This is a genomic window from Faecalibacter sp. (assembly GCF_057177045.1).
Map to the genome: position 1 here is coordinate 2,533,926 of NZ_CM169987.1, position 21,629 is coordinate 2,555,554.

14 protein-coding genes, 2 tRNA genes and 3 rRNA genes are annotated in these 21,629 nt (G+C 33.5%); 16 read left to right on the forward strand and 3 right to left on the reverse strand.

The genetic code is table 11. The features are described from left to right. Positions 1 to 16 precede the first annotated feature (16 nt). From AC1QSP_RS11810 to AC1QSP_RS11885, 16 genes are all read left to right on the forward strand, one after another. Positions 17 to 3,712, forward strand: coding sequence for a hypothetical protein (locus AC1QSP_RS11810; RefSeq protein ID WP_484078869.1), 3,696 nt, complete (start codon positions 17 to 19; stop codon positions 3,710 to 3,712). A gap of 527 nt (positions 3,713 to 4,239) precedes the next feature. Next, positions 4,240 to 5,756: ribosomal RNA gene (locus AC1QSP_RS11815) — 16S ribosomal RNA — on the forward strand. A 121-nt stretch (positions 5,757 to 5,877) separates the two neighbouring features. Continuing rightward, positions 5,878 to 5,951 (forward strand) — tRNA-Ile (locus tag AC1QSP_RS11820). Between the two features lie 42 nt (positions 5,952 to 5,993). Beyond that, positions 5,994 to 6,067: transfer RNA gene (locus AC1QSP_RS11825), tRNA-Ala, on the forward strand. A gap of 216 nt (positions 6,068 to 6,283) precedes the next feature. Next, positions 6,284 to 9,065, forward strand: a 23S ribosomal RNA gene (locus tag AC1QSP_RS11830). A gap of 146 nt (positions 9,066 to 9,211) precedes the next feature. Next, a 5S ribosomal RNA gene (gene rrf / locus AC1QSP_RS11835) occupies positions 9,212 to 9,319 on the forward strand. Together the 16S, 23S and 5S rRNA genes with 2 tRNA genes alongside form the textbook arrangement of a ribosomal RNA operon. Before the next feature lie 493 nt (positions 9,320 to 9,812). Further along, positions 9,813 to 10,424, forward strand: coding sequence for a trimeric intracellular cation channel family protein (locus AC1QSP_RS11840; protein WP_484078870.1), 612 nt, complete (start codon positions 9,813 to 9,815; stop codon positions 10,422 to 10,424). A 112-nt stretch (positions 10,425 to 10,536) separates the two neighbouring features. Next, positions 10,537 to 11,148, forward strand: coding sequence for a trimeric intracellular cation channel family protein (locus AC1QSP_RS11845; RefSeq protein WP_322971043.1), 612 nt, complete (start codon positions 10,537 to 10,539; stop codon positions 11,146 to 11,148). Beyond that, positions 11,148 to 12,074 (forward strand): formimidoylglutamase, encoded by a 927-nt coding sequence (hutG, locus tag AC1QSP_RS11850; protein ID WP_484078871.1) that lies wholly within the window; start codon positions 11,148 to 11,150, stop codon positions 12,072 to 12,074. Before AC1QSP_RS11845 ends, hutG begins: the two co-directional genes overlap by 1 nt. A gap of 124 nt (positions 12,075 to 12,198) precedes the next feature. Further along, the gene (locus tag AC1QSP_RS11855; protein ID WP_322971041.1) at positions 12,199 to 13,065 is read left to right on the forward strand and encodes a sigma-70 family RNA polymerase sigma factor; all 867 of its coding nucleotides are present in this window, start codon (positions 12,199 to 12,201) and stop codon (positions 13,063 to 13,065) included. Between the two features lie 55 nt (positions 13,066 to 13,120). Beyond that, positions 13,121 to 13,513 carry a hypothetical protein gene (locus tag AC1QSP_RS11860; RefSeq protein WP_484078872.1) on the forward strand — a complete coding sequence of 131 codons (393 nt, stop codon included), beginning with the start codon at positions 13,121 to 13,123 and terminating at the stop codon, positions 13,511 to 13,513. A gap of 45 nt (positions 13,514 to 13,558) precedes the next feature. Next, positions 13,559 to 14,146, forward strand: coding sequence for a hypothetical protein (locus AC1QSP_RS11865; protein ID WP_484078873.1), 588 nt, complete (start codon positions 13,559 to 13,561; stop codon positions 14,144 to 14,146). 87 nt (positions 14,147 to 14,233) lie between these two features. After that, the gene (gene rpe / locus AC1QSP_RS11870; protein ID WP_322971038.1) at positions 14,234 to 14,881 is read left to right on the forward strand and encodes a ribulose-phosphate 3-epimerase; all 648 of its coding nucleotides are present in this window, start codon (positions 14,234 to 14,236) and stop codon (positions 14,879 to 14,881) included. A 262-nt stretch (positions 14,882 to 15,143) separates the two neighbouring features. After that, entirely contained in the window at positions 15,144 to 15,647 is a 504-nt protein-coding gene (locus AC1QSP_RS11875; RefSeq protein WP_484078874.1) for a regulatory protein RecX, read from the forward strand. A gap of 99 nt (positions 15,648 to 15,746) precedes the next feature. Then, entirely contained in the window at positions 15,747 to 16,394 is a 648-nt protein-coding gene (locus AC1QSP_RS11880) for a DUF2306 domain-containing protein (protein WP_484078875.1), read from the forward strand. A gap of 260 nt (positions 16,395 to 16,654) precedes the next feature. Then, complete coding sequence (locus AC1QSP_RS11885; protein WP_484078876.1) at positions 16,655 to 16,990, forward strand: hypothetical protein; 336 nt, start codon at positions 16,655 to 16,657, stop codon at positions 16,988 to 16,990. Positions 16,991 to 17,035: 45 nt separating this feature from the next. Here the strand turns inward: AC1QSP_RS11885 and AC1QSP_RS11890 are convergent, their stop codons facing one another. Genes AC1QSP_RS11890 through AC1QSP_RS11900 form a run of 3 tightly spaced genes read right to left on the reverse strand, consistent with a single transcriptional unit; the run spans position 17,036 to position 21,627 of the window. After that, on the reverse strand, positions 17,036 to 17,668 hold the full coding sequence (locus AC1QSP_RS11890) for a CatA-like O-acetyltransferase (RefSeq protein ID WP_484078877.1): 633 nt from the start codon (positions 17,666 to 17,668) through the stop codon (positions 17,036 to 17,038). Positions 17,669 to 17,713: 45 nt separating this feature from the next. Further along, on the reverse strand, positions 17,714 to 18,223 hold the full coding sequence (locus AC1QSP_RS11895) for a hypothetical protein (RefSeq protein ID WP_484078878.1): 510 nt from the start codon (positions 18,221 to 18,223) through the stop codon (positions 17,714 to 17,716). Beyond that, a complete protein-coding gene (locus AC1QSP_RS11900) occupies positions 18,223 to 21,627 on the reverse strand; it encodes a hypothetical protein (protein WP_484078879.1) in 3,405 nt (1,134 codons plus the stop codon). The genes AC1QSP_RS11895 and AC1QSP_RS11900 overlap by 1 nt, the downstream gene beginning before the upstream one ends. Positions 21,628 to 21,629 lie beyond the last annotated feature (2 nt).

Genomic DNA, 21,629 nt, shown 5'->3' on the forward strand with positions numbered 1-21,629 from the left:
ATAAACATCTTATAGTATGTATAAATATATTCAATACTTCCTTAGTTGTTTACTCGTTTTGCTTCAAATTAATGTGTCAGCTAATGTAAGTAACTCTGATTTTTTCCATAAAATGATAGGGAAAAATGAAAATTCATATAATTTAATCAATCAGTATTCTTATTTTAAAATAAAATATGCTGAACCAGATATCATTTTTGGGTTTGATAATATTGTTTGGAATGTTAATCACGAATCATTTAATATTATTGAAAATGATAAGTACATGAATTCAAATGGTTTAGAGACTAATATAGTTTTAGGTACAAATGGTGCTTCAATTGAAACTGTAGGTAACTGGACTAATGGGGTTTCGTTAAATACTCAAACAGGTATAGTTACAGTGGATCCATCTATCGTAACTTCTAGGCCTCAAATGATGTTTGACTATAAAGTTTGTGTTGATGGGTTCTGTAAGAATAATTCATTTTCTTTTCAAGAAAAACAAGATGTTTTATCTATTAATAAAACTAATAATTCTGAGTCAAGAAAAAATGGTGAAATTTTAAATTATGTTATTGAAATTTCTAATTCTTCTAATAAAGATGCTTTAGTAAGAATAAATGAGGCGTTATTAAATACAGAAAATGTTTTAATTCTAGATAAAAATATAGTAGAATTCAATTCGTGGGATATTAAGCAGATTAAATCTAATGAAGAAATTACGTTAAGTTCTAATTATTTGACAGTAAATGAAGATAATAATTTGATTGGTACGGTTACAATTCCAGCTGAGGGTAGTTTAAAATTGACTATTAGCTTAAAATTAAATGCTATTATTGAAAATAAAATTTTATCTAAAACTGAAGTAACTGGGCTAAATGTTTCAGAAAATTATTTTGAAAATAATTCATCTATTGAAAATCTTAATATCGATTTGGTAGATAACGATTTGTCTTTAATGGTTTTTGTTCAAAATGAAAAAACTTTCGTAGAAGATAATGTTTTCACTATAAGAGTAACGAATGTTGGGAAGAATCCAATAATCTCAAATGGTAATAATATTAAAGTATCTTTTAATTTACCATACACAAGTTATTCAGGTGAGTTATCAAATAAAATTATTCTAGCATTTACAAATAGTTATGGACAATTTACTCACTCAGATGATTATAGAATCGACACAAGTAGAGATCACTTCTTTAAACTAAATAATAATATAACAATTAATCCTGGTGAATTTTATGAAGCCAAATTCAAAAAAGAAAAGGGATTTGGTAGGCTTAATGTAGGAGATAATCAAATTAGAACAATCAATTTTAATCTAGAATATTCTAATCCTGTAAATCTTTTGAATAATTCATATAATTTAAAAATTTTTAATTCACCAAATCCAGGTGAGATTGCTTTCGACAATTCTAACGGACCAACATCAAAATATACTTGTTATAATGGGAGTGTTATAATATCAAATAAAACATCAGCATCTTCTAATGTACAAGGGGCAGGATCTGGATTAAGATATAAATATGAAGTAAGTAGAGATAATGGCATAAATTGGGAATTTTTAAAAGATTTAGATTCAGAAAATGAACAAAAACCAGATAAAGTTTTCTCTAACACAGATAATGTTACAATTCCTAATATTACAGAGAAAACTATAATTAGACGTTTTGTTTATAATACAGAATCTGAAGAACTAAATTCTGTGTCTAATATAATCACAGTTGAGCCTTATAAATTGGATCTTTCTTTACCAAATAACGTTAATTCATTTATAGTAGCAGGTCAAAGTTATTCTGAAGATGGAGATTTGTTGCCTGTAACATATACTTTACCGCAAGGATTAATTTCTGTAAACGGGACCAATTCAAATAATAATGTAGAGCTTACTTATTATGATCAAAATGGAGAGAATTTAGGGAATACACCTCCTACTTTAGCCCTTTCTGAAGGAGAACATCGTTTTACATTAACTGCTAAATCAATTGATGGAGCGCCTGTTGTGGGATGTGAAGTATCTCAAACTGTTGTTATAACTGTATATGATGTAAGAAAATGTAATGTATATACTAAAAGAACATTTGCAACACATGTTAAGTCTTGGATTTCAGGATTAAGCGGTGTTGCCAATCCAGAACAAGCTATACCTCAAGATTACAATGGAGAAATTCGTATAAATAGAGCTAACGCTGCAACACTTACTGGTGGAGTAGTACTATTAGGTATAGGTACTGTTGGGGTAGATTTATATTTTACAGATGAATCAGGAAATTTATTAAATCTAAAAAATAAAAAAGTAGTAATTAAATTAGGAGAACAATATTCAGGTTTAAAAGTTGCAGGAGGGCTATCGGTTAGAGCAATTAAAGAAGATAGAGCAGTAAATAATTTAAGGGTAAATCCAAACTTAGTAGGTGCAACCTACGGGGTTAAAGGAGGTGTTTTAGATGCTTTAAAAGGTGATAATGTATTTGAATATTCTTTTATTCCATCAACTACATCAGGATCACCTGTAGAATTTAATGGTGTACGTATTCAATTAGGATCATTAATCGGAGTAGCAGATTTAGCATCAGTATTTTATGCTTATATTGAAGAGGAAGAAACAATTACAAATAATGACGATTATTGTACTTTAATTAATTCTGATATTATTGTATCACCACCTTCATCGTTACAATATCCAGACAATCAACGTGATGTTGATGCATCTTACGTCAAGTCAGGGTCTGATAAAATTGAAAATCAGAATATTAAATTAAATAGATCGGCAGAAGATGCATTTTGGGGAAATTATTCTGAGGTGTTAAATGTTGCATCTTCTTTATCATCTGTAGTTTTTCCTTATTATTCTATAGACGATGACTATGATAGTTATACCTTATTTAATGCAACAGCAGGGGTGTTAAATAAACAATTTTTAAGAGCTAAATTAAGACAAGCGGCACGTCCCGGGGATCAAGTTCAGATAACATTAGCTTATCCGAATATTAATGTTCTTAATTTGAGCTTACTTCAATTAGGAAATTTTAAAATTGTTTATTATAATAAAGGAGCAAAAGTAGGGGAAGAGCTTTTAGAAAAATTTAGAGTTTTAGATATTGGATTATTTAATTTTAAGGATAAACGAAGAGCAATTTTATCTCGACCAGTTAATTTTATATATGATGAAGTTGAGTTACAACAGTTTAATACAGTATCTGTAAATTTAGGTGATGGTATTCATATCCATGATATTAGAATTAACCCATTATTAGCTTTTAGTACTCAACAAGATCCTAAAGATGTAACCGAAATATGTGCAGCAGAACCTATAATTATAGAGAAACCAGATTTTTGTACGACTTATAAGCTTTCATTAGCTCGAGTAAGCAAATTTGGAACAGAAAATTATAAGAATGAAGATGGTTCAGATTTTTTAGATTATAAAGGACGAAAAATTTATCCTATAGAAGAAATCGTAGATTTAACTCCAGAAGAATTAACGAGTTTTGGTATTGATTCAACAGTATTTAATAGCATAGATTTAGATAACGAATTGAAAGCTTATTTTAATTTAGAATTATCACAATTATTTACTGGAGAATTATACGACGGTAAAATGTTAATTAAATTACAAGCTGTAAGGAAAGGGTGTGATTATGGAGAGCCTCAGTATTTAAGAGTTGACTTTAATAATTGTAATCAAGGTATTATTAATCCTGTAATTATGAATTCAGCGAAATACTAAACGTATTTTTCATAAATAAAGCGGTTAAGTTTTTCTTAACCGCTTTTTTATTTAGTAAATAATCATCTAAATAATGATATATTATTAAGATAAAAAAAAATATTTCACCGAGGTTCAGTGAGTTAGGGATGAAAGTGAAAATAATTCACAAAATCATTTGGAAGTTCGGAAAAACTTCCCCTATATTTGCACTCTCAATACGAAAGAAGAGTAGTATTGAAAACTTGAAATCGCGAAGAAGTATACTTATTAATGAGAGATAAAAATTAAGATTATTCTTAATAAAGTCTTGAAAAAATAAAACTTCAAAAATTTTTGAAAAAAGATTTTGTAGTTTAAAAATAAGTATTACCTTTGCAACCGCAAACAACGAAAGAAGTTTGCTTGAATTGAGAAGTTCATTTGAAATTACAATATAGACAGAAGAAATAAAAGCCGAATATAAATTAGGTCAATCCTTAAATAATAGAGTCATAAGGAAATTCGAAGTTGTAAAACATAAGCAGAAATGCTAAAAGAAATTATTTACAATGGAGAGTTTGATCCTGGCTCAGGATGAACGCTAGCGGGAGGCTTAACACATGCAAGCCGAGGGGTAGAGATAGCTTGCTATCTTGAGACCGGCGCACGGGTGCGTAACGCGTATGTAACTTGCCCTACTGAAAGGGATAGCCCAGAGAAATTTGGATTAATACCTTATAATAGTGAGACTGGCATCAGTAATACTTGAAAGATTTATCGCAGTAGGATAGGCATGCGTCAGATTAGCTAGTTGGTGAGGTAACGGCTCACCAAGGCGATGATCTGTAGGGGGCCTGAGAGGGTGAACCCCCACACTGGTACTGAGACACGGACCAGACTCCTACGGGAGGCAGCAGTGAGGAATATTGGACAATGGGTGAAAGCCTGATCCAGCCATCCCGCGTGAAGGATGACGGCCTTATGGGTTGTAAACTTCTTTTATATGGGGATAAACCTACTCACGTGTGAGTAGCTGAAGGTACCATATGAATAAGCACCGGCTAACTCCGTGCCAGCAGCCGCGGTAATACGGAGGGTGCAAGCGTTATCCGGATTTATTGGGTTTAAAGGGTCCGTAGGCGGACCAATAAGTCAGTGGTGAAAGCCCATCGCTTAACGATGGAACTGCCATTGATACTGTTGGTCTTGAGTGAGGTTGCAGTGGCTGGAATGTGTAGTGTAGCGGTGAAATGCTTAGATATTACGCAGAACACCAATTGCGAAGGCAGGTCACTAAGCCTCAACTGACGCTGATGGACGAAAGCGTGGGGAGCGAACAGGATTAGATACCCTGGTAGTCCACGCCGTAAACGATGGATACTTGCTGTTGGGCGCAAGTTCAGTGGCTAAGCGAAAGTTATAAGTATCCCACCTGGGGAGTACGTTCGCAAGAATGAAACTCAAAGGAATTGACGGGGGCCCGCACAAGCGGTGGAGCATGTGGTTTAATTCGATGATACGCGAGGAACCTTACCAAGGCTTAAATGCATAATGACGTATTTGGAAACAGATATTTCTTCGGACAGAATGCAAGGTGCTGCATGGCTGTCGTCAGCTCGTGCCGTGAGGTGTTAGGTTAAGTCCTGCAACGAGCGCAACCCCTATCATTAGTTGCCAGCGTTTAAAGACGGGGACTCTAATGAGACTGCCAACGCAAGTTGAGAGGAAGGTGGGGACGACGTCAAGTCATCACGGCCCTTACGTCTTGGGCTACACACGTGCTACAATGGTAAGTACAGAGGGCAGCTACCTGGCGACAGGATGCGAATCTCGAAAACTTATCTCAGTTCGGATTGGAGTCTGCAACTCGACTCTATGAAGCTGGAATCGCTAGTAATCGCATATCAGCCATGATGCGGTGAATACGTTCCCGGGCCTTGTACACACCGCCCGTCAAGCCATGGAAGCTGGGGGTACCTGAAGTCGGTGACCGTAACAGGAGCTGCCTAGGGTAAAACTGGTAACTAGGGCTAAGTCGTAACAAGGTAGCCGTACCGGAAGGTGCGGCTGGAACATCTCATTTTTAGAGAACGACGAATTTTCTTCTATTAAATTAGAAGATTGACCTTTATTCGGTTTTATTTACTGTCAAAATTGATTTCAAAAACATATATTACAAAGACCACTCTTTAAGAGTATTAAAGAGTCTCATAGCTCAGCTGGTTAGAGCGCTACACTGATAATGTAGAGGTCGGCAGTTCGAGTCTGCCTGAGACTACAACGTAAAACGTTTTAACGTCGTACGTAATACGTAAAAAGAGGGGGATTAGCTCAGCTGGCTAGAGCGCTTGCCTTGCACGCAAGAGGTCATCGGTTCGACTCCGATATTCTCCACGAAGTCCTAACGGACAAGAAGAGTTCATTGACATTATTAGAAAAAGATAACAAGAAATTGTTAACGACATACAATCAAACAGAGATTAAGAAATTAATCAAAGCAATATAGAATTAAATAATTAAACGATTTAATTCGGCAAATTGAAGGTATACAATTAAACAAAAACGAGTAAGATTAACATAACCGCTCATTATTATGACGGTTAAATTATGAAAAAAGTTACTAAGGGCGTACGGCGGATGCCTAGGCTTTGAGAGGCGATGAAGGACGTGATAAGCTGCGATAAGCTACGGGGAGCGGCACATACGCATTAATCCGTAGATTTCCGAATGGGACAACCCGGCATGTTGAAGACATGTCACTCTAATTTATTAGAGAGCGAACGTTGGGAACTGAAACATCTAAGTACCAATAGGAAAAGAAATCAATTGAGATTCCGTAAGTAGTGGCGAGCGAACGCGGATTAGCCCTAAAGACTTTATAATGCTAGCAGAATAACCTGGAAAGGTTAACCGAAGAGGGTGATAGTCCTGTAAGCGAAAGTGTTATAAGGTTGATAACGAGTAAGGCGGAACACGAGAAATTCTGTCCGAATATGGGAGGACCATCTTCCAAGGCTAAATACTCCTCAAAGACCGATAGTGAACTAGTACTGTGAAGGAAAGGTGAAAAGCATATCGAATAGATAGTTGAAATAGAACCTGAAACCGTACGCCTACAAGCGGTCGGAGCCCTACGGGGTGACGGCGTGCCTTTTGCATAATGAGCCTACGAGTTAATGTCACTGGCAAGGTTAAGTACTTCAGGTACGGAGCCGAAGCGAAAGCGAGTCTGAATAGGGCGATAGAGTCAGTGGTATTAGACGCGAAACCTTGTGATCTACCCATGGGCAGGTTGAAGCTTTGGTAACACAAAGTGGAGGACCGAACCGGTTGACGTTGAAAAGTCTTCGGATGACCTGTGGGTAGGGGTGAAAGGCCAATCAAACTGGGAAATAGCTCGTACTCCCCGAAATGCATTTAGGTGCAGCGTTTAGTGAAGTATATTAGAGGTAGAGCTACTGATTGGATGCGGGGGCTTCACCGCCTACCAATTCCTGACAAACTCCGAATGCTAATATATGTTTCTAGGCAGTGAGGGCATGGGTGCTAAGGTCCATGTCCGAGAGGGAAAGAACCCAGACCATCAGCTAAGGTCCCCAAATATATGCTAAGTTGAAAAAACGCGGTTGGATTGCATTGACAGCTAGGATGTTAGCTTGGAAGCAGCTATTCATTTAACGAGTGCGTAACAGCTCACTAGTCGAGCGATCCGGCATGGATAATAATCGGGCATAAGCATATTACCGAAGCTATGGATTCATACTTATGTATGACTGGTAGGGGAGCATTCTAACGGCGCAGAAGTCACCTGGTAATGGGTGGTGGAGCTTTTAGAAAAGAAAATGTAGGCATGAGTAACGATAAAATAAGTGAGAAACTTATTCGCCGTAAGACTAAGGTTTCCTAAGCTATGCTAATCAGCTTAGGGTTAGTCGGGTCCTAACACGAACCCAAACGGGGTAGTGGATGGCAAACGGGTTAATATTCCCGTACCTGCACTCAATAAAAGTGACGAATGATTGTAGGAGGTGCGTGCTGACGGAATAGCACGTTGAACCTGCGTAAAGCAGGGATAGTACACAAATCCTTCGGGTGGCGTGATAATCCTCTGAAAATTGTTCCAAGAAATAGCGAGATGTGCAGCCCGTACCGTAAACCGACACAGGTGGTCGAGGAGAGTATCCTAAGGCGCTCGAGTGAGTCATGGTTAAGGAATTAGGCAAAATAGACCTGTAACTTCGGGAGAAAGGTCGCTGGCGTAAGTCAGCCGCAGTAAAAAGGCCCAGGCGACTGTTTATCAAAAACACAGGACTCTGCAAAATCGAAAGATGACGTATAGGGTCTGACACCTGCCCGGTGCTGGAAGGTTAAGGAAGGGGGTTAGCTTCGGCGAAGCTCTTAACTGAAGCCCCAGTAAACGGCGGCCGTAACTATAACGGTCCTAAGGTAGCGAAATTCCTTGTCGGGTAAGTTCCGACCTGCACGAATGGTGTAACGATCTGGGCACTGTCTCAACCATGAGCTCGGTGAAATTGTAGTATCGGTGAAGATGCCGGTTAATCGCAACGGGACGAAAAGACCCTGTGAACCTTTACTATAGCTTTGTATTGACTTCGGGTAAATAATGTGTAGGATAGGTGGGAGACTATGAAGCAGGTTCGCTAGGATTTGTGGAGTCATTGTTGAAATACCACCCTTTATTTACTTGGAGCCTAACTTCTGAATAGAAGGACAGTGCATGGTGGGTAGTTTGACTGGGGTGGTCGCCTCCAAAAGAGTAACGGAGGCTTTCAAAGGTACCCTCAGCACGCTTGGTAACCGTGCGTAGAGTGTAATGGCATAAGGGTGCTTGACTGTGAGGCCAACAAGCCGAGCAGGTGCGAAAGCAGGACATAGTGATCCGGTGGTTCCGTATGGAAGGGCCATCGCTCAAAGGATAAAAGGTACTCCGGGGATAACAGGCTAGTCTCCCCCAAGAGCTCACATCGACGGGGAGGTTCGGCACCTCGATGTCGGCTCGTCACATCCTGGGGCTGGAGAAGGTCCCAAGGGTTGGGCTGTTCGCCCATTAAAGTGGCACGCGAGCTGGGTTCAGAACGTCGTGAGACAGTTCGGTCTCTATCTGTTGTGATCGTTAGAAGTTTGAGCGGACTTGACTCTAGTACGAGAGGACCGTGTTGAACAAACCTCTGGTGTATCAGTTGTGCCGCCAGGTGCACCGCTGAGTAGCTACGTTTGGATGAGATAAGCACTGAAAGCATATAAGTGCGAAACTCGCCGCAAGATTAGACTTCTTTAAAGGGTCGTGGCAGACTACCACGTTGATAGGCTATAGATGTAAAGGCAGTGATGTCAAAGTCGAGTAGTACTAATTACCCATAAACTTTTTCAAATATTAATTTAACCGTCATAGAGAAGGTTAGTTAATCTTATTTGAATTGTATACTGGATTGTATAAGCAAGAGTATTTGTATTCAATTATCTAATAATGTCAAAAATAGATTAGGAATCAAACCTAATTAAAAATATCTAAGAAATTAGGGTGGTTATAGCGAAAGGGCTCACCTCTTCCCATTCCGAACAGAGAAGTTAAGCCTTTCAGCGCCGATGGTACTGCTATTGCGGGAGAGTAGGTCGCCGCCAGTCTTTATTTAAATCCTCAATCATTTATTTGGTTGGGGATTTTTTTATGCTATAAGCTGTGGGCTTTATGCTATAGGCTTTAAATCTTTACTTTGCTAATGTTTCGTGCTGAATGAAAGATTTCCGGTGTCTGAGGTTCTCGAAGACAAAGGAAATCGGCACTTCGAGAACCTCAGTGACCGATTTTTGTATGTGAATAAATAATTTTGAGCAAAAAGATTAGTGAATAACTAAAAGTGAAAAGTGAAAAATTTACTTTTGTTCTAACTTCGTCTTACGTCTTACACTTTATATCATTTTAGGATGAAGTTCTTCATTTTGCATTTGGTCTTATATTTTAATATCAGTATTCATTCAAATAATATTCATTAAAATCCACTAGATGTAGTAATTATTCCTTCAGATATCATTAAATTAAAAGAATAAAACTATTTGAATTTTATCGTTTCGAAATTATGTTTTATAATTTTGTCAATCTAAACTTCTAAATTATTTAATGGAAATTCAATATTACTTCGAGATTTTTGGAGTTATTTTTTATGGGATATCAGGGGCATTAGCTGCAGATGAAAAATCAGGTAAAGATTGGTTTGGAGTAACATTTACCGCATTTATAACCTCTCTTGGAGGGGGAACAATTCGTGATGTATTGTTAGGTGCTTATCCCATTATGTGGATTAAAGATGTGAATATTCTATATGCCGTAGCAGCAGGAATTATTTTAGCTGCAATATTCTATGATTTCTTTTTAAAATTAAGAAAAACATTTATGTTATTTGATACATTGGGTATTGCACTATTTACAATAGTTGGTGTTGAGAAAGCATTAGGATTAGGAGTAAGTCCGGTAGTTGCGATTATTATGGGGATGTTTACAGCCATTATGGGTGGTGTTATTCGAGATATGATGATTAATGAATTGCCCATTGTATTTCGTAAAGAAATATACGCCTCAGCATGTTTAGCAGGAGCAATCTTGTATGTGATATTAGAATTATTAAATGTTGAACGTACGATTAACTTCTTTGTTTCTGGGTCTGTTATTGTAACCATTCGATTATTAGCTTTACGATATAATTTATCCATACCAAAATTTAAAAGTCATTAAATGCTATAAATGTTAATGTGAAGCTAAATGCGTCACTTTTTTATTGTTAAAGGAATTTATTTAATTTTATTATTCAACAAATTTTGGCATCTTTGTCGCCCTTTATCTAAAAATGATGCAAATACAATATATCTTCGAATTAATAGGAACTTTAGCTTTTGCTATTTCAGGAGCATTAGCCGGTGATGAGCGACAAAAACATGATTGGTTTGGAATTACTTTCATTGCATTTATCACAGCCATTGGAGGTGGTACTTTACGTGATCTATTCTTAGGTAGTTATCCATTGGTATGGTTTAAAGATATGTATATTGTATATACGATATTTGCAGGTATTTTATTAACAGGTCTATTTTATAAACAATTCTCAAAATTAAAAACAACATTAATGTTGTTTGATACATTAGGAATAGCATTATTTACAATTGTAGGTTTAGAAAAAGCCCAATCCTTAGGTGCAAATAACTTTATTTCTGTAATGATGGGAATGTTTACAGCCGTTATGGGAGGAGTTATTCGTGATACCATGATTAATAAAACACCTACTATTTTTGTCCAAGAAATTTATGCTACGGCATGTATTGCAGGAGGAATTATCTATATTATTTTAGACGATTTTGGTTTAGATCGTAATATTAATTTCTTAATTTCAGGTAGTTTGATTGCAGTAATTCGAATTATTGCCTTTAAATTTAATTTATCATTACCTAAATTTTATAAATAATGCATTACGATTCGTATGATCAAAATTGGTGGACTGGAAGAATAGACTCTGAAGATGGTGAATTAGGTTTGCGTATTCATCAAATTATAAAAGAATATCAAAACCAAAAAAAGGGTAAAGTTATTCTTGGATTTTGTTCTGAAGAGGGGGTGGAAAGAAACAAAGGTCGTTTAGGTGCAAAAGATGCTCCAAATTTCATCCGCAAAGCTTTAGCAAATTTGCCTGTACACTTTACGGATCTATCCTTATATGATGCCGGAAATATTAAAGTTGATTCTGATTTAGAACATTGCCGAGAAATTCAAATTGAAAAGATTTCTGAATTAATGAGTCAGAATTTACAACCCATTGTTATCGGTGGTGGGCATGAAACGGCACTGGGAAATTATCTAGGTTTTATAAACAAATTTCCAACAAATAGTTTGGTGATTAATTTAGATGCTCATTTTGATTTAAGAACGCCTAATCCGATTTCATCTTCTGGAACACCATTTTATGAAATGTATAAAAATGCAGCAGCAAATGGTATTGAGTTTAATTATTTGGTATTGGGTATACAAGAATTAGGAAATACAAAAGCGTTATTTCAACGTGCAGAACAATTAAAGGTCAATTATATTTTAGCAGATGAACTTCATGCAAATTTTAATCGTGTTTTAGAAGAATTGAAACAAGTAATTGAATCTTTTGATGCCATTTATCTTTCACTTGATATGGATGTTTTTGATGTGGCGTATGCACCAGGAGTGAGTGCAACGACAATTAATGGACTTACTCCATTCCAAGTTAAATACCTATTAAAATTATTAAAAAAATCTGACAAAGTGAAAGTAATGGATGTAGTAGAAACAAATCCTACATTTGATCGTGATAATCAAACATCTAAACTTGCTGCACAGATGATTTACGAATTTTTAAGGGATTAAATATCAAAAACTTTACAATTTTTTGTAACCTTTTGAGTTTTCCTTCGTATATAATAATGTAGGCCTGTTCGAAAGGGCTTATATTCAAACAATCATTCATATAAATTAGGAGGTTTTTAGTTAAATGAGACAGCTTAAAATTACAAAGCAGGTAACGAATCGTGAAACTGCGTCGTTGGACAAATATTTACAAGAAATTGGTAAAGTAGACTTAATTACGGCGGAGGAAGAAGTAGAATTAGCTCAGCGCATCAAAGCAGGTGATCGTGTTGCCTTAGAAAAATTAACAAAAGCAAACTTACGTTTCGTGGTATCGGTTGCAAAACAATACCAAAATCAAGGTTTAAGCTTACCTGACTTAATCAACGAAGGAAATTTAGGTTTAATTAAAGCTGCTCAGCGTTTCGATGAAACGCGTGGTTTCAAATTCATTTCATATGCCGTATGGTGGATTCGTCAATCAATCTTACAAGCGTTAGCAGAACAATCTCGTATCGTACGTTTACCTTTAAATAAAATTGGTTCGATCAATAAAATTAATAAAGCATACGCATTATTAGAGCAAGAGCATGAGCGTGCCCCATCTGCAGAAGAAATTTCTGAAGTATTAGACATGTCTGAAGGTGATGTAAAAGAGTCGATGAAAAACTCAGGTCGTCACGTCTCAATGGATGCTCCATTAGTAGAAGGAGAAGATTCAAACTTATACGATGTATTAAACATCGGTGAGTCACCATCTCCAGATATGCAATTAATGATGGAATCCTTACGTGTAGAAATTGAACGTGCTTTACAAACGTTAACTCCTCGTGAAGCAGATTTAATTCGTTTATATTTCGGATTAAACGGTCAACATCCAATGACTCTAGAAGAAATTGGTGAAACATTTGACTTAACTCGTGAGCGTGTACGTCAGATTAAAGAAAAAGCAATTCGTCGCTTAAAACATACATCAAGATCAAAGATCTTAAAAACGTATATCGGACGATAAAAAATAAAAGCAGCTCAGGCTGCTTTTTTTAATCAATAAAAATAAATTAGATATTGTGAACTGGACATTAGAAGGAGAAGATAAAAATATTTCATTTTTTAGATCAGGAGATCGAGACAAACGATTTGTTGGTGTTTGGAGAGGTACAGATCACGGAAAATTTTTTAAAGGAGAAACTAACACTTGGGTCGTAAACCGTAAAGAGGATGGAACCTTTATGATTAGCTTTAAAACAATTCATGCCGATGATAATGTGACTTATTCTGAAGAACAAGGTTTATGGTGTGTAAAAGGAAATGAATATTTCGAATTTAAAGAAAGTGATGAAAAGATGGATCGTTATTCTTTTCTTTTTCTTGCCAAAGATTCCATTCATTTTATCATCAATGAACCTCAATCCAAAGAAGAACCATACAATTTTGTGGATTATAAAGTAATTCTAGATTAATACTATTATTAGTTTACATTTGTGCACAACAATGAATTAACACAAATGAAAAAAACTTTATTTACATTCTTATTTTCAACCACGTTATTTGCACAAGAAAAAGCCACGGACTTATTTAACGTTAATGTGAGTATTTTAGGAGTAGGATTACAATATGAGAAAGCATTATCTGAAAATTTTACTGCATTAGGTACTTTAGACTATGCTGGCGGTTTTAGATATAGTAATAGTGATTATTACGGAAGTGATTTTGAGTATATCCTTACAACTAATTTAGCATTAGAAGGAAGGTATTATTATAATTTTGATCGAAGAATTTCTAAAGATAAAAATACAAAAAATAATTCAGGGAATTACTTAGCTTTAAAAGGGACTTATACTCCCGATTGGTTAACCTATTCTAATAGTGATAATTTATCTGTAAATCCTCAAGGAATGATTACGTTAAACTATGGTTTAAAACGTTCTTTTTCAACAAATTTTTTCTATGAATTTTATACAGGATTAGGTATAATTTTTTATGATGATGAAAATTATTCTTTTGATCCAGAGCATCAAACCTATCATCCTTATCAATCTACTACTACAGCGTTAGCACTTGACTTAGGATTTCGAGTTGGATACAATTTTTAAAAATATTTCAATCGCTGTACCCACAGCGATTTTTTTATTTCCGTACCTTTGCAACACAAAATACAAACAAACAATACTCAAAAAATTATGGCAATTATCGCACCTTCAATTTTAGCTGCTGATTTCGGAAATTTAGCGAAAGACATCGAAATGGTTAACAATTCTCAAGCCGAATGGTTTCACTTAGATGTGATGGACGGCGTATTCGTTCCTAATATTTCTTACGGAATGCCAATTATCGAAAAAATTAATTCGTTAACGGATAAAGTTTTAGATGTTCATTTAATGATTGTGGATCCCGATCGTTACATTTCTACGTTCAAACAAGTTGGAGCAGATATTTTAACGGTTCACTACGAAGCGTGTACACATTTACACCGTACCATCCAAGCGATTAAAGCAGAAGGAATGAAAGCTGGTGTAGCATTAAATCCGCATACGCCTGTATCGGTTTTAGAAGATATTATCAACGATTTAGATTTAGTATTAATCATGAGTGTGAATCCAGGTTTTGGAGGTCAGAAATTCATTGAAAATACGTACAACAAAGTGTCTAAATTGAAACAAATGATTACTGAAGCTGGTGCTGATGTGATCATCGAAATTGATGGTGGAGTAGGTGTACAAAACGCGACTCAATTAATCGAAGCTGGTGCTGATGCATTAGTTGCTGGTTCGGCAGTTTTCAATGCGGAGAATCCAACAGAATACATCGCAGCTTTAAAGAAAGCTTAAGAATTCAATTTCTACATATTCTAAAAACTGAATCAGCAATGGTTCAGTTTTTTTTATTTTGTTTAAGTTCTTTGTCACTCTAAGAATGTTAAATAGTTCCTTCATCCTGAACTTGTTTCAGGATCTCATAGTAATAATATAAATTTCAAATTCAATATTGATTTTTCCATCATTACAAGTGATTTCGAAGAAAATAGTATCGAGAATTAAGACGGAAAACCCTTTTTTACAAATTTTCAAATTATCGAATTACCTTTGCAATATGAGTTTTACCCCAAAAGACAATTCGAAAAAGATTTATACAATTGATGAAATTAAAGATAAAATGGCCAAATTTTGTCTTTACCAAGATCGTTGTCATTGGGAAGTAGAAAAAAAACTGCGCGAATTTGATTTGATTCCGGAAGCGAAAGATGAAATTTTATACAAATTGATTCATTACGGTTTTTTGAACGAAGAACGTTTTGTACATTCATTTGTTCGTGGAAAAGTCAATCAAAAATTATGGGGACGAAATCGCCTTCGACAAGAATTAAAAATGCGTCAAATTGATGGGAAATTAATTGATAAAGCATTTAAGGAAGAAATCGATCCCGAAAAATATTGGAACAATTTAGTTCGATTGGCGCAGAAAAAACACGATGCTTTATATAGCGAGCGTGAATCCTTTAAAAAAATGAATAAAATCAAAGCGTATTTGGCGTACAAAGGCTATGAATTCGATTTAATCAACGAAGCGATTCATACGATTAATTCTGAAGAATAATCACTCAAATTACAATTCATCCCATAAAATAAACACTTCATCTTTAATTTGTTGTGCTGATTTTTTTCATACATTAATTTCACTTAAAAATTAACACATATGGAAAATTTCATTAAAACATTAATTTACATTCACGCTTTTTTCGGAGGGATTGGCTTAATCGCAGGAACAGTCATTATGTTCGCCAAAAAAGGAAATCAATTACACGTAAAAGCCGGAAAAATATTTTCAATAGGAATGTTGATCAGCACCATTCTCTCATTCATCGTTTGTATTTTCCCAAATCATCACAATTCATTTTTAGTTTTAATCGGAATTTTCAGCATTTATATGATTTTATTAGGAAACCGAGTAACGAAATACAAAAAGAAAAATTATAAAAATTCGATCGATCAATATATTTCTTATATGATGTTTTTCGCGGGAATTGTAATGATTGGTCTTGCAATTTATTTCCGATTGATGTACGATAAATTACCAATTCTATTTATCATCTTTGGAGTCTTAAGTGCATTTATGGCTTCACGCGATTTTAAATTTTATAAAGATCCCGAAAATCATAAAAATTGGGTAAAGTCGCACGTCGGAAAAATGGTCGGAGCTTATATCGCATCAGTTACTGCGTTTATCGTAGCTGGATTAGGTTATGGAGATAATTTCTATGCGTGGATTTTACCAACCGTAATAGGAACAATTTATATTATCGCTTGGGGAAGAAAATTGAATAAAAAACCTGTGATAAATTAATTATCTTTCATCAAACGACTTGATATGAAATTCTTTTACTATTTTATAATTCTATTTTTTTCTTTGGATGTAAAGAGAAGAAATCTACTTTCGAATATAAAATAGAAATTCCTAAGGAAATTAAAGATCAAAAGTTTTACAATACTTTACAACAAGTAATAGATATTACTGAAAAAAATAATATCGAAGTATATAATATCAATGTAACGTTTACAGAAAATCAGATTTATTTTTTTACTTCTGAAGTGATCGAAGATTGTATGTACGGTGATTATTATCAATTGCCCATTAAATTAAATCAAAAAGATTACGCTTTAATTCTAAGAAATAATAAATTCTTAATCAATCATATTGATTTAAAAGATTTAAAGTACGTTTCAGATGACCAAGAGATAACGATGATTTGTGATATTTTTGATGGATTAGCTTTCGCTTATCGTAAAAATGAGATTGGCGAGTATCAATTAATAAAAGTATTGCATTACGAATTTTTGAACGATGATTTTATTTTAGGAGAAGATCAAGAATATTTTCCTAAAAGAAAATTTATAATGGAAGAACCTGAGCCAGAACCTCCTATTGAAGAAATTAAATAATAATAAAAAACCGAAGTTCGAATTTCGAACTTCGGTTTTTCTATTTTAAAACTTACTCAATTCTTTTTCAAAATTGGCTAAATAATTGGCCAAATGTAAACCATCCACAAAACCGTGATTGGCCTCAACAGAGACAGGCATCATCATTTTGTCGCCTTGTTGATATGCTTTTCCGAAAATAATACGTGGAATCGATTCTTCTGTTCCATAATTTGATGGCTGAATTAATCCTGTAAATCTCGACCAAGGAAAAGTTGAATGACGAATTAATCCTAAAGTTAAATCTTCGTTTTTGATGTGTAATCCTACACATTCTTCCACTTCTTTAATCTCTTGCTGTAATTTTGAATTGAATGTTTCAAAATCGTCCGAATAAGGAATAAAGGCAAATCCAAACGTTCCGTCTTTTCGTCCAATGGTTGTTCCGCAATCAATGTGATCGTAGATAAAAATTTCACCATCTTCTAAACGATATTTGAATTCCTCCACACTGTTTTCTGCTTGCATCGAACAAAATAAATACGTCGCAAAAAAGGATTGTTTGTTTGCTTTTGCGAATTGATACGCTTTCGTACAATCTACTTCTGCAACCACACCAACATAGGGATTATCCATTCTCGAAAATAGCTCAAAATGCTCTTTTCTATTCCAACCTTCAGCATTAAAAATTCGTTTCATGTAACAAAAATAAAACCTTCTTATCGGAATAAGAAGGTTTTTGAATTATTTATAGAAACTCCAATTGTTACCATTAAATATAGCTATGACTTTATTGAAAGAATCATAACACATCATTCCAATAGGTGGATCAACTATAGTTTGATGTGGTCTATCAACATGTGGTAGAGTTATAGTTCGATGATCACTTTCTAATACCAAAATACCTTTAGGATGGTTGGTTACATCTTTTTTATCTGTAATTATGATTCCATTATTTGAAGCTATTTCTTCGTTTGTATTTACTTCTACATTTATACTTCCTTGTTCTGTAAGGTCTATCCAATTATGACCATCATAATATTGGATTTTAGAATTATTAAGGTTTACTCTAAAAGTTCCTTCAACAGGGGAAACTGTGTTATAATGATAAGGTAAAACAATACCATTAATATTCCCTTTGCCGAAGTCTATTAACGAAGCTCCTCTTGCATCACTTCTTCCGAAACTTACTTGTGCATAATTAATAGAAGAAAGCCCAAATCCTATTATAAGAGTTAATTTAATTTTATTCATTATTGTACACAACTTGCAGTTAAACATTTCCATTCTGTTCCATTAAATAATTTGACACATTTATCAAATTGATCATAGATTATCATTCCTTCAATTCCTTGATTGTGATTTATAGCAGTGTTTGCTGATGAAACACTAGGAATTACAAAACCTTTTTCTTTTGACTCTAACACAAGGTTTCCACCATTAACATTGTTTGGCCAATTTGGGTTATTTTGAATTTGAGTTGTAATTCCTACATTTGAGGGAATTATATTTCCAGTCAATTGAGCAGGCTGATTACAAGCAATGGAAGAACATAAATTGTTAAAATCATCCATAACTTCTATATCCGATAAAATTGAATTTGTTACATGGATATAAGCAATATTAGTAGGAGATTGTTCGTCTCTTACACGTAAGTCGTCTTTAATAAATAAGATATTGCCATTAGCTGGAACTTTATATAATCCAGCTGAATCATTGTAAGTAGATACTTTTTTTCCGTTAATATAAACTGTAATGATATTTGTAGCACTATTACGAGATAGAGTTAGGTAAGTATATTCGGCGTGAGAATTAGATAATAAATCGTTCCCTACATTTCCATTAGGATAGAAGTTTAATCCATTAGAAAGTCTGTAGATTCCCGCATCAGATTCCCCGTCACTAAAATCTATAAGACGTGCCCAACCTCCTAAATAAGGATTTAAACGAAAATATAAGCTTATGGTATAATCATTATACAATTCACCAACACCATCATTAAATATTAAACCAGCATTATCAGCTACGAAATATACAGTTCTAGATACGCCACAGTTTATAACCTCATCTTTTATAAACTTATTATCCAAATGTTGATTAACATACGAGGTTGGAACAAGTTCGTTTTCTCCAGTTGAATCTTTTAAATTCATGAACATAGGGAAAGTTCGGTTCACTTTTCTTACACATAAATTTTTATAATTGTTAATAATTTCAGTAGATGTAAATGCTCTATTTTCAATTTTAATTTCACCAACAAAAGCTTTTTTATCATTAAAAAAAGTAAGAGGAGATTGTTTTGTAAATGAGAAATTATTGTTAGGATCAGCTATTTGACCAACAAAATTACCATTCATATAAATTTGTAAAACACCAGGGTTTTTAACAATTGTTAATAAGTTATAGTTATGAATCATCAAAGATGATAAACTTAAATTATTGGAAGTTGGGGAAAAATATAATCTGTCATTTTGGTAAGTGATAGAATTATTATTCCCAAAGTTTATTAATTGATTTACGTCAGATTTAGAAGCTACTTTAAAATACAGACTGATAGTAAATTTATTGTAAACAAAATAATCTTCATCTTCATAAATAAAGCCTTCACCTTGATTTAAAGTATAGAAAACTTTTCGATCTCCACAGTTTGTGTTTTTATCGGAATAAAAATTTTGTACATTGTATGAATCCAACGATGGTACAAAATTTAAATTTTTTGTGTTTGTTTGATTACTTAGATTTCCATTAAATTCAAACGATTCATTAACAATTTTTGGACAAAATTCATTTAGAGTTAATTTAATATCATCTAAATCTTTAATCGAATTTGAAATATTAAAATATTTAATTTTAATATTAGTTAATGCAGAATTTATATTGTTTAATAAATATACATCTCCATTTGCGTTAATAGCAATATCATTATTAATATCTAAAACAGTTCCCAAATATATTTTATCCGCATAAACTTTTATTTCTTTCGTAGATCCGTCTTTAATAAATGATAACAAATTGAATTCTTGTGAATCTTGTGCAGGAATATTAAAAGTATAATCATTTATGGAAGTTTTAACAAGTAATTGGTTTCCATTTTGATAAATTCCTTTGGCAGAATCATCAAAGCTTATTAATTTTATAGATGAAGTATTATTATTATGAAAATATAACTTCAAGGTAAAGTTGTAGTAATACATTCCATATCCATTGTTATATTTAATTTTAGATTTTGGATTTGCATTATAAGTGTAGGCTGATGTATTACAATTAGAAATTACATTGTTTGAATAATTATTTGAACTGTGTGAATTATCTACAGAGCTAACAATTAAAGGATTTGTATTAGATAAGTTATTTAATGTTTGATTAAATAAATAGGTATTATCAATAGTAACATTACATATTGATGTAAATTCATTTTTGATTTTATCCAGAGTATAAACTTCATTTGTATATTTGAATAAAGCTAATGATGTTGTAGAATTATCGTTTACCTTACAAATTTTAGCTTCATAGGTATCTAAAAATTTAAAAATTTTATCAGAATCTAAATACGTTCCCAATAAAATATTATTGCTATATATATTTATTTTATTATCAGAATCGTTTCTAGTAATTGCTAAATCAATCCAAGAATTTTCATCTTGTCGGTTTAGTGTAATATTACTTGTATTTCCACCAAAATATAATTTATTATTTACTAATGAAATTTTACGATTTGTACCATCATTAGAAAAATCTATTAACGAAATATTATTACTACTTGATGAAGGTTTAATTTTAAAAATAAAAGTATAATTTAAATCAGATTGCGATTTGTTTTTGAACGTTAAATCATTATTTGAATTAATTAGTAATGCATTACGATTTACTTGACAAGAAGGATCGTAAACTTGGCCAAAAGTCGTTGTTGATGAATTTGATAAGTTAGAAGAATTATCCGTATTATTTAAATTATTTAAAAACAAATAACTTTCTTCTAAAATAGGATTTGTAGCTTTCTCAAAAATCTTTCTAATTTCATCAGCAGTTTGTATATAGTTGGCCACGTTAATATATGCCACTTTCGCAACATTTTCTTCTCCTCCATTATCTTTAAAGAAAGTAAATTTTTTATCAGATTGAATTTTTAAAGCGTCAGAAGTATTCGTGTATTCTTTATAAAAATCTCCATTTATATAGATTCTTACTGTATTTGTTGATGCTTTTCTTGATATACCTATATGAGTATAATTATAGCCAGATTTTGGTAATAATGAAGGTCTATCATTAATTCCAGAACCATAAACGTAAAGTCCAGTTCCATATCTATATACACCACCTTCTAAATTTCCAAACATTTGGATTCGATTATAGCTAGTGTACGCAGGCATGTAATAGATTACATTATAAGTATAATCTTTAAAATTGTTAATATCGTCTATCGTATAAACTAAACCATCATTTGCCTGAGATTTATTGTAAACCTGTTGGGTTTTACTTCCGACTTTTACATAGTCTTGAATAAAGCTTCCTCCTGAATTGCTTAAAAGTTTTGTAAGATATTTGGCTCTACTTTCAGCTTTTAAATTTCCTTTAAAATAGAATTCGTCATTGATCTGTTGCCCATAGAGTAAATAAGTAAAAAAAAATAAGAATAAATAAAAATGTTGTTTTTTCATGA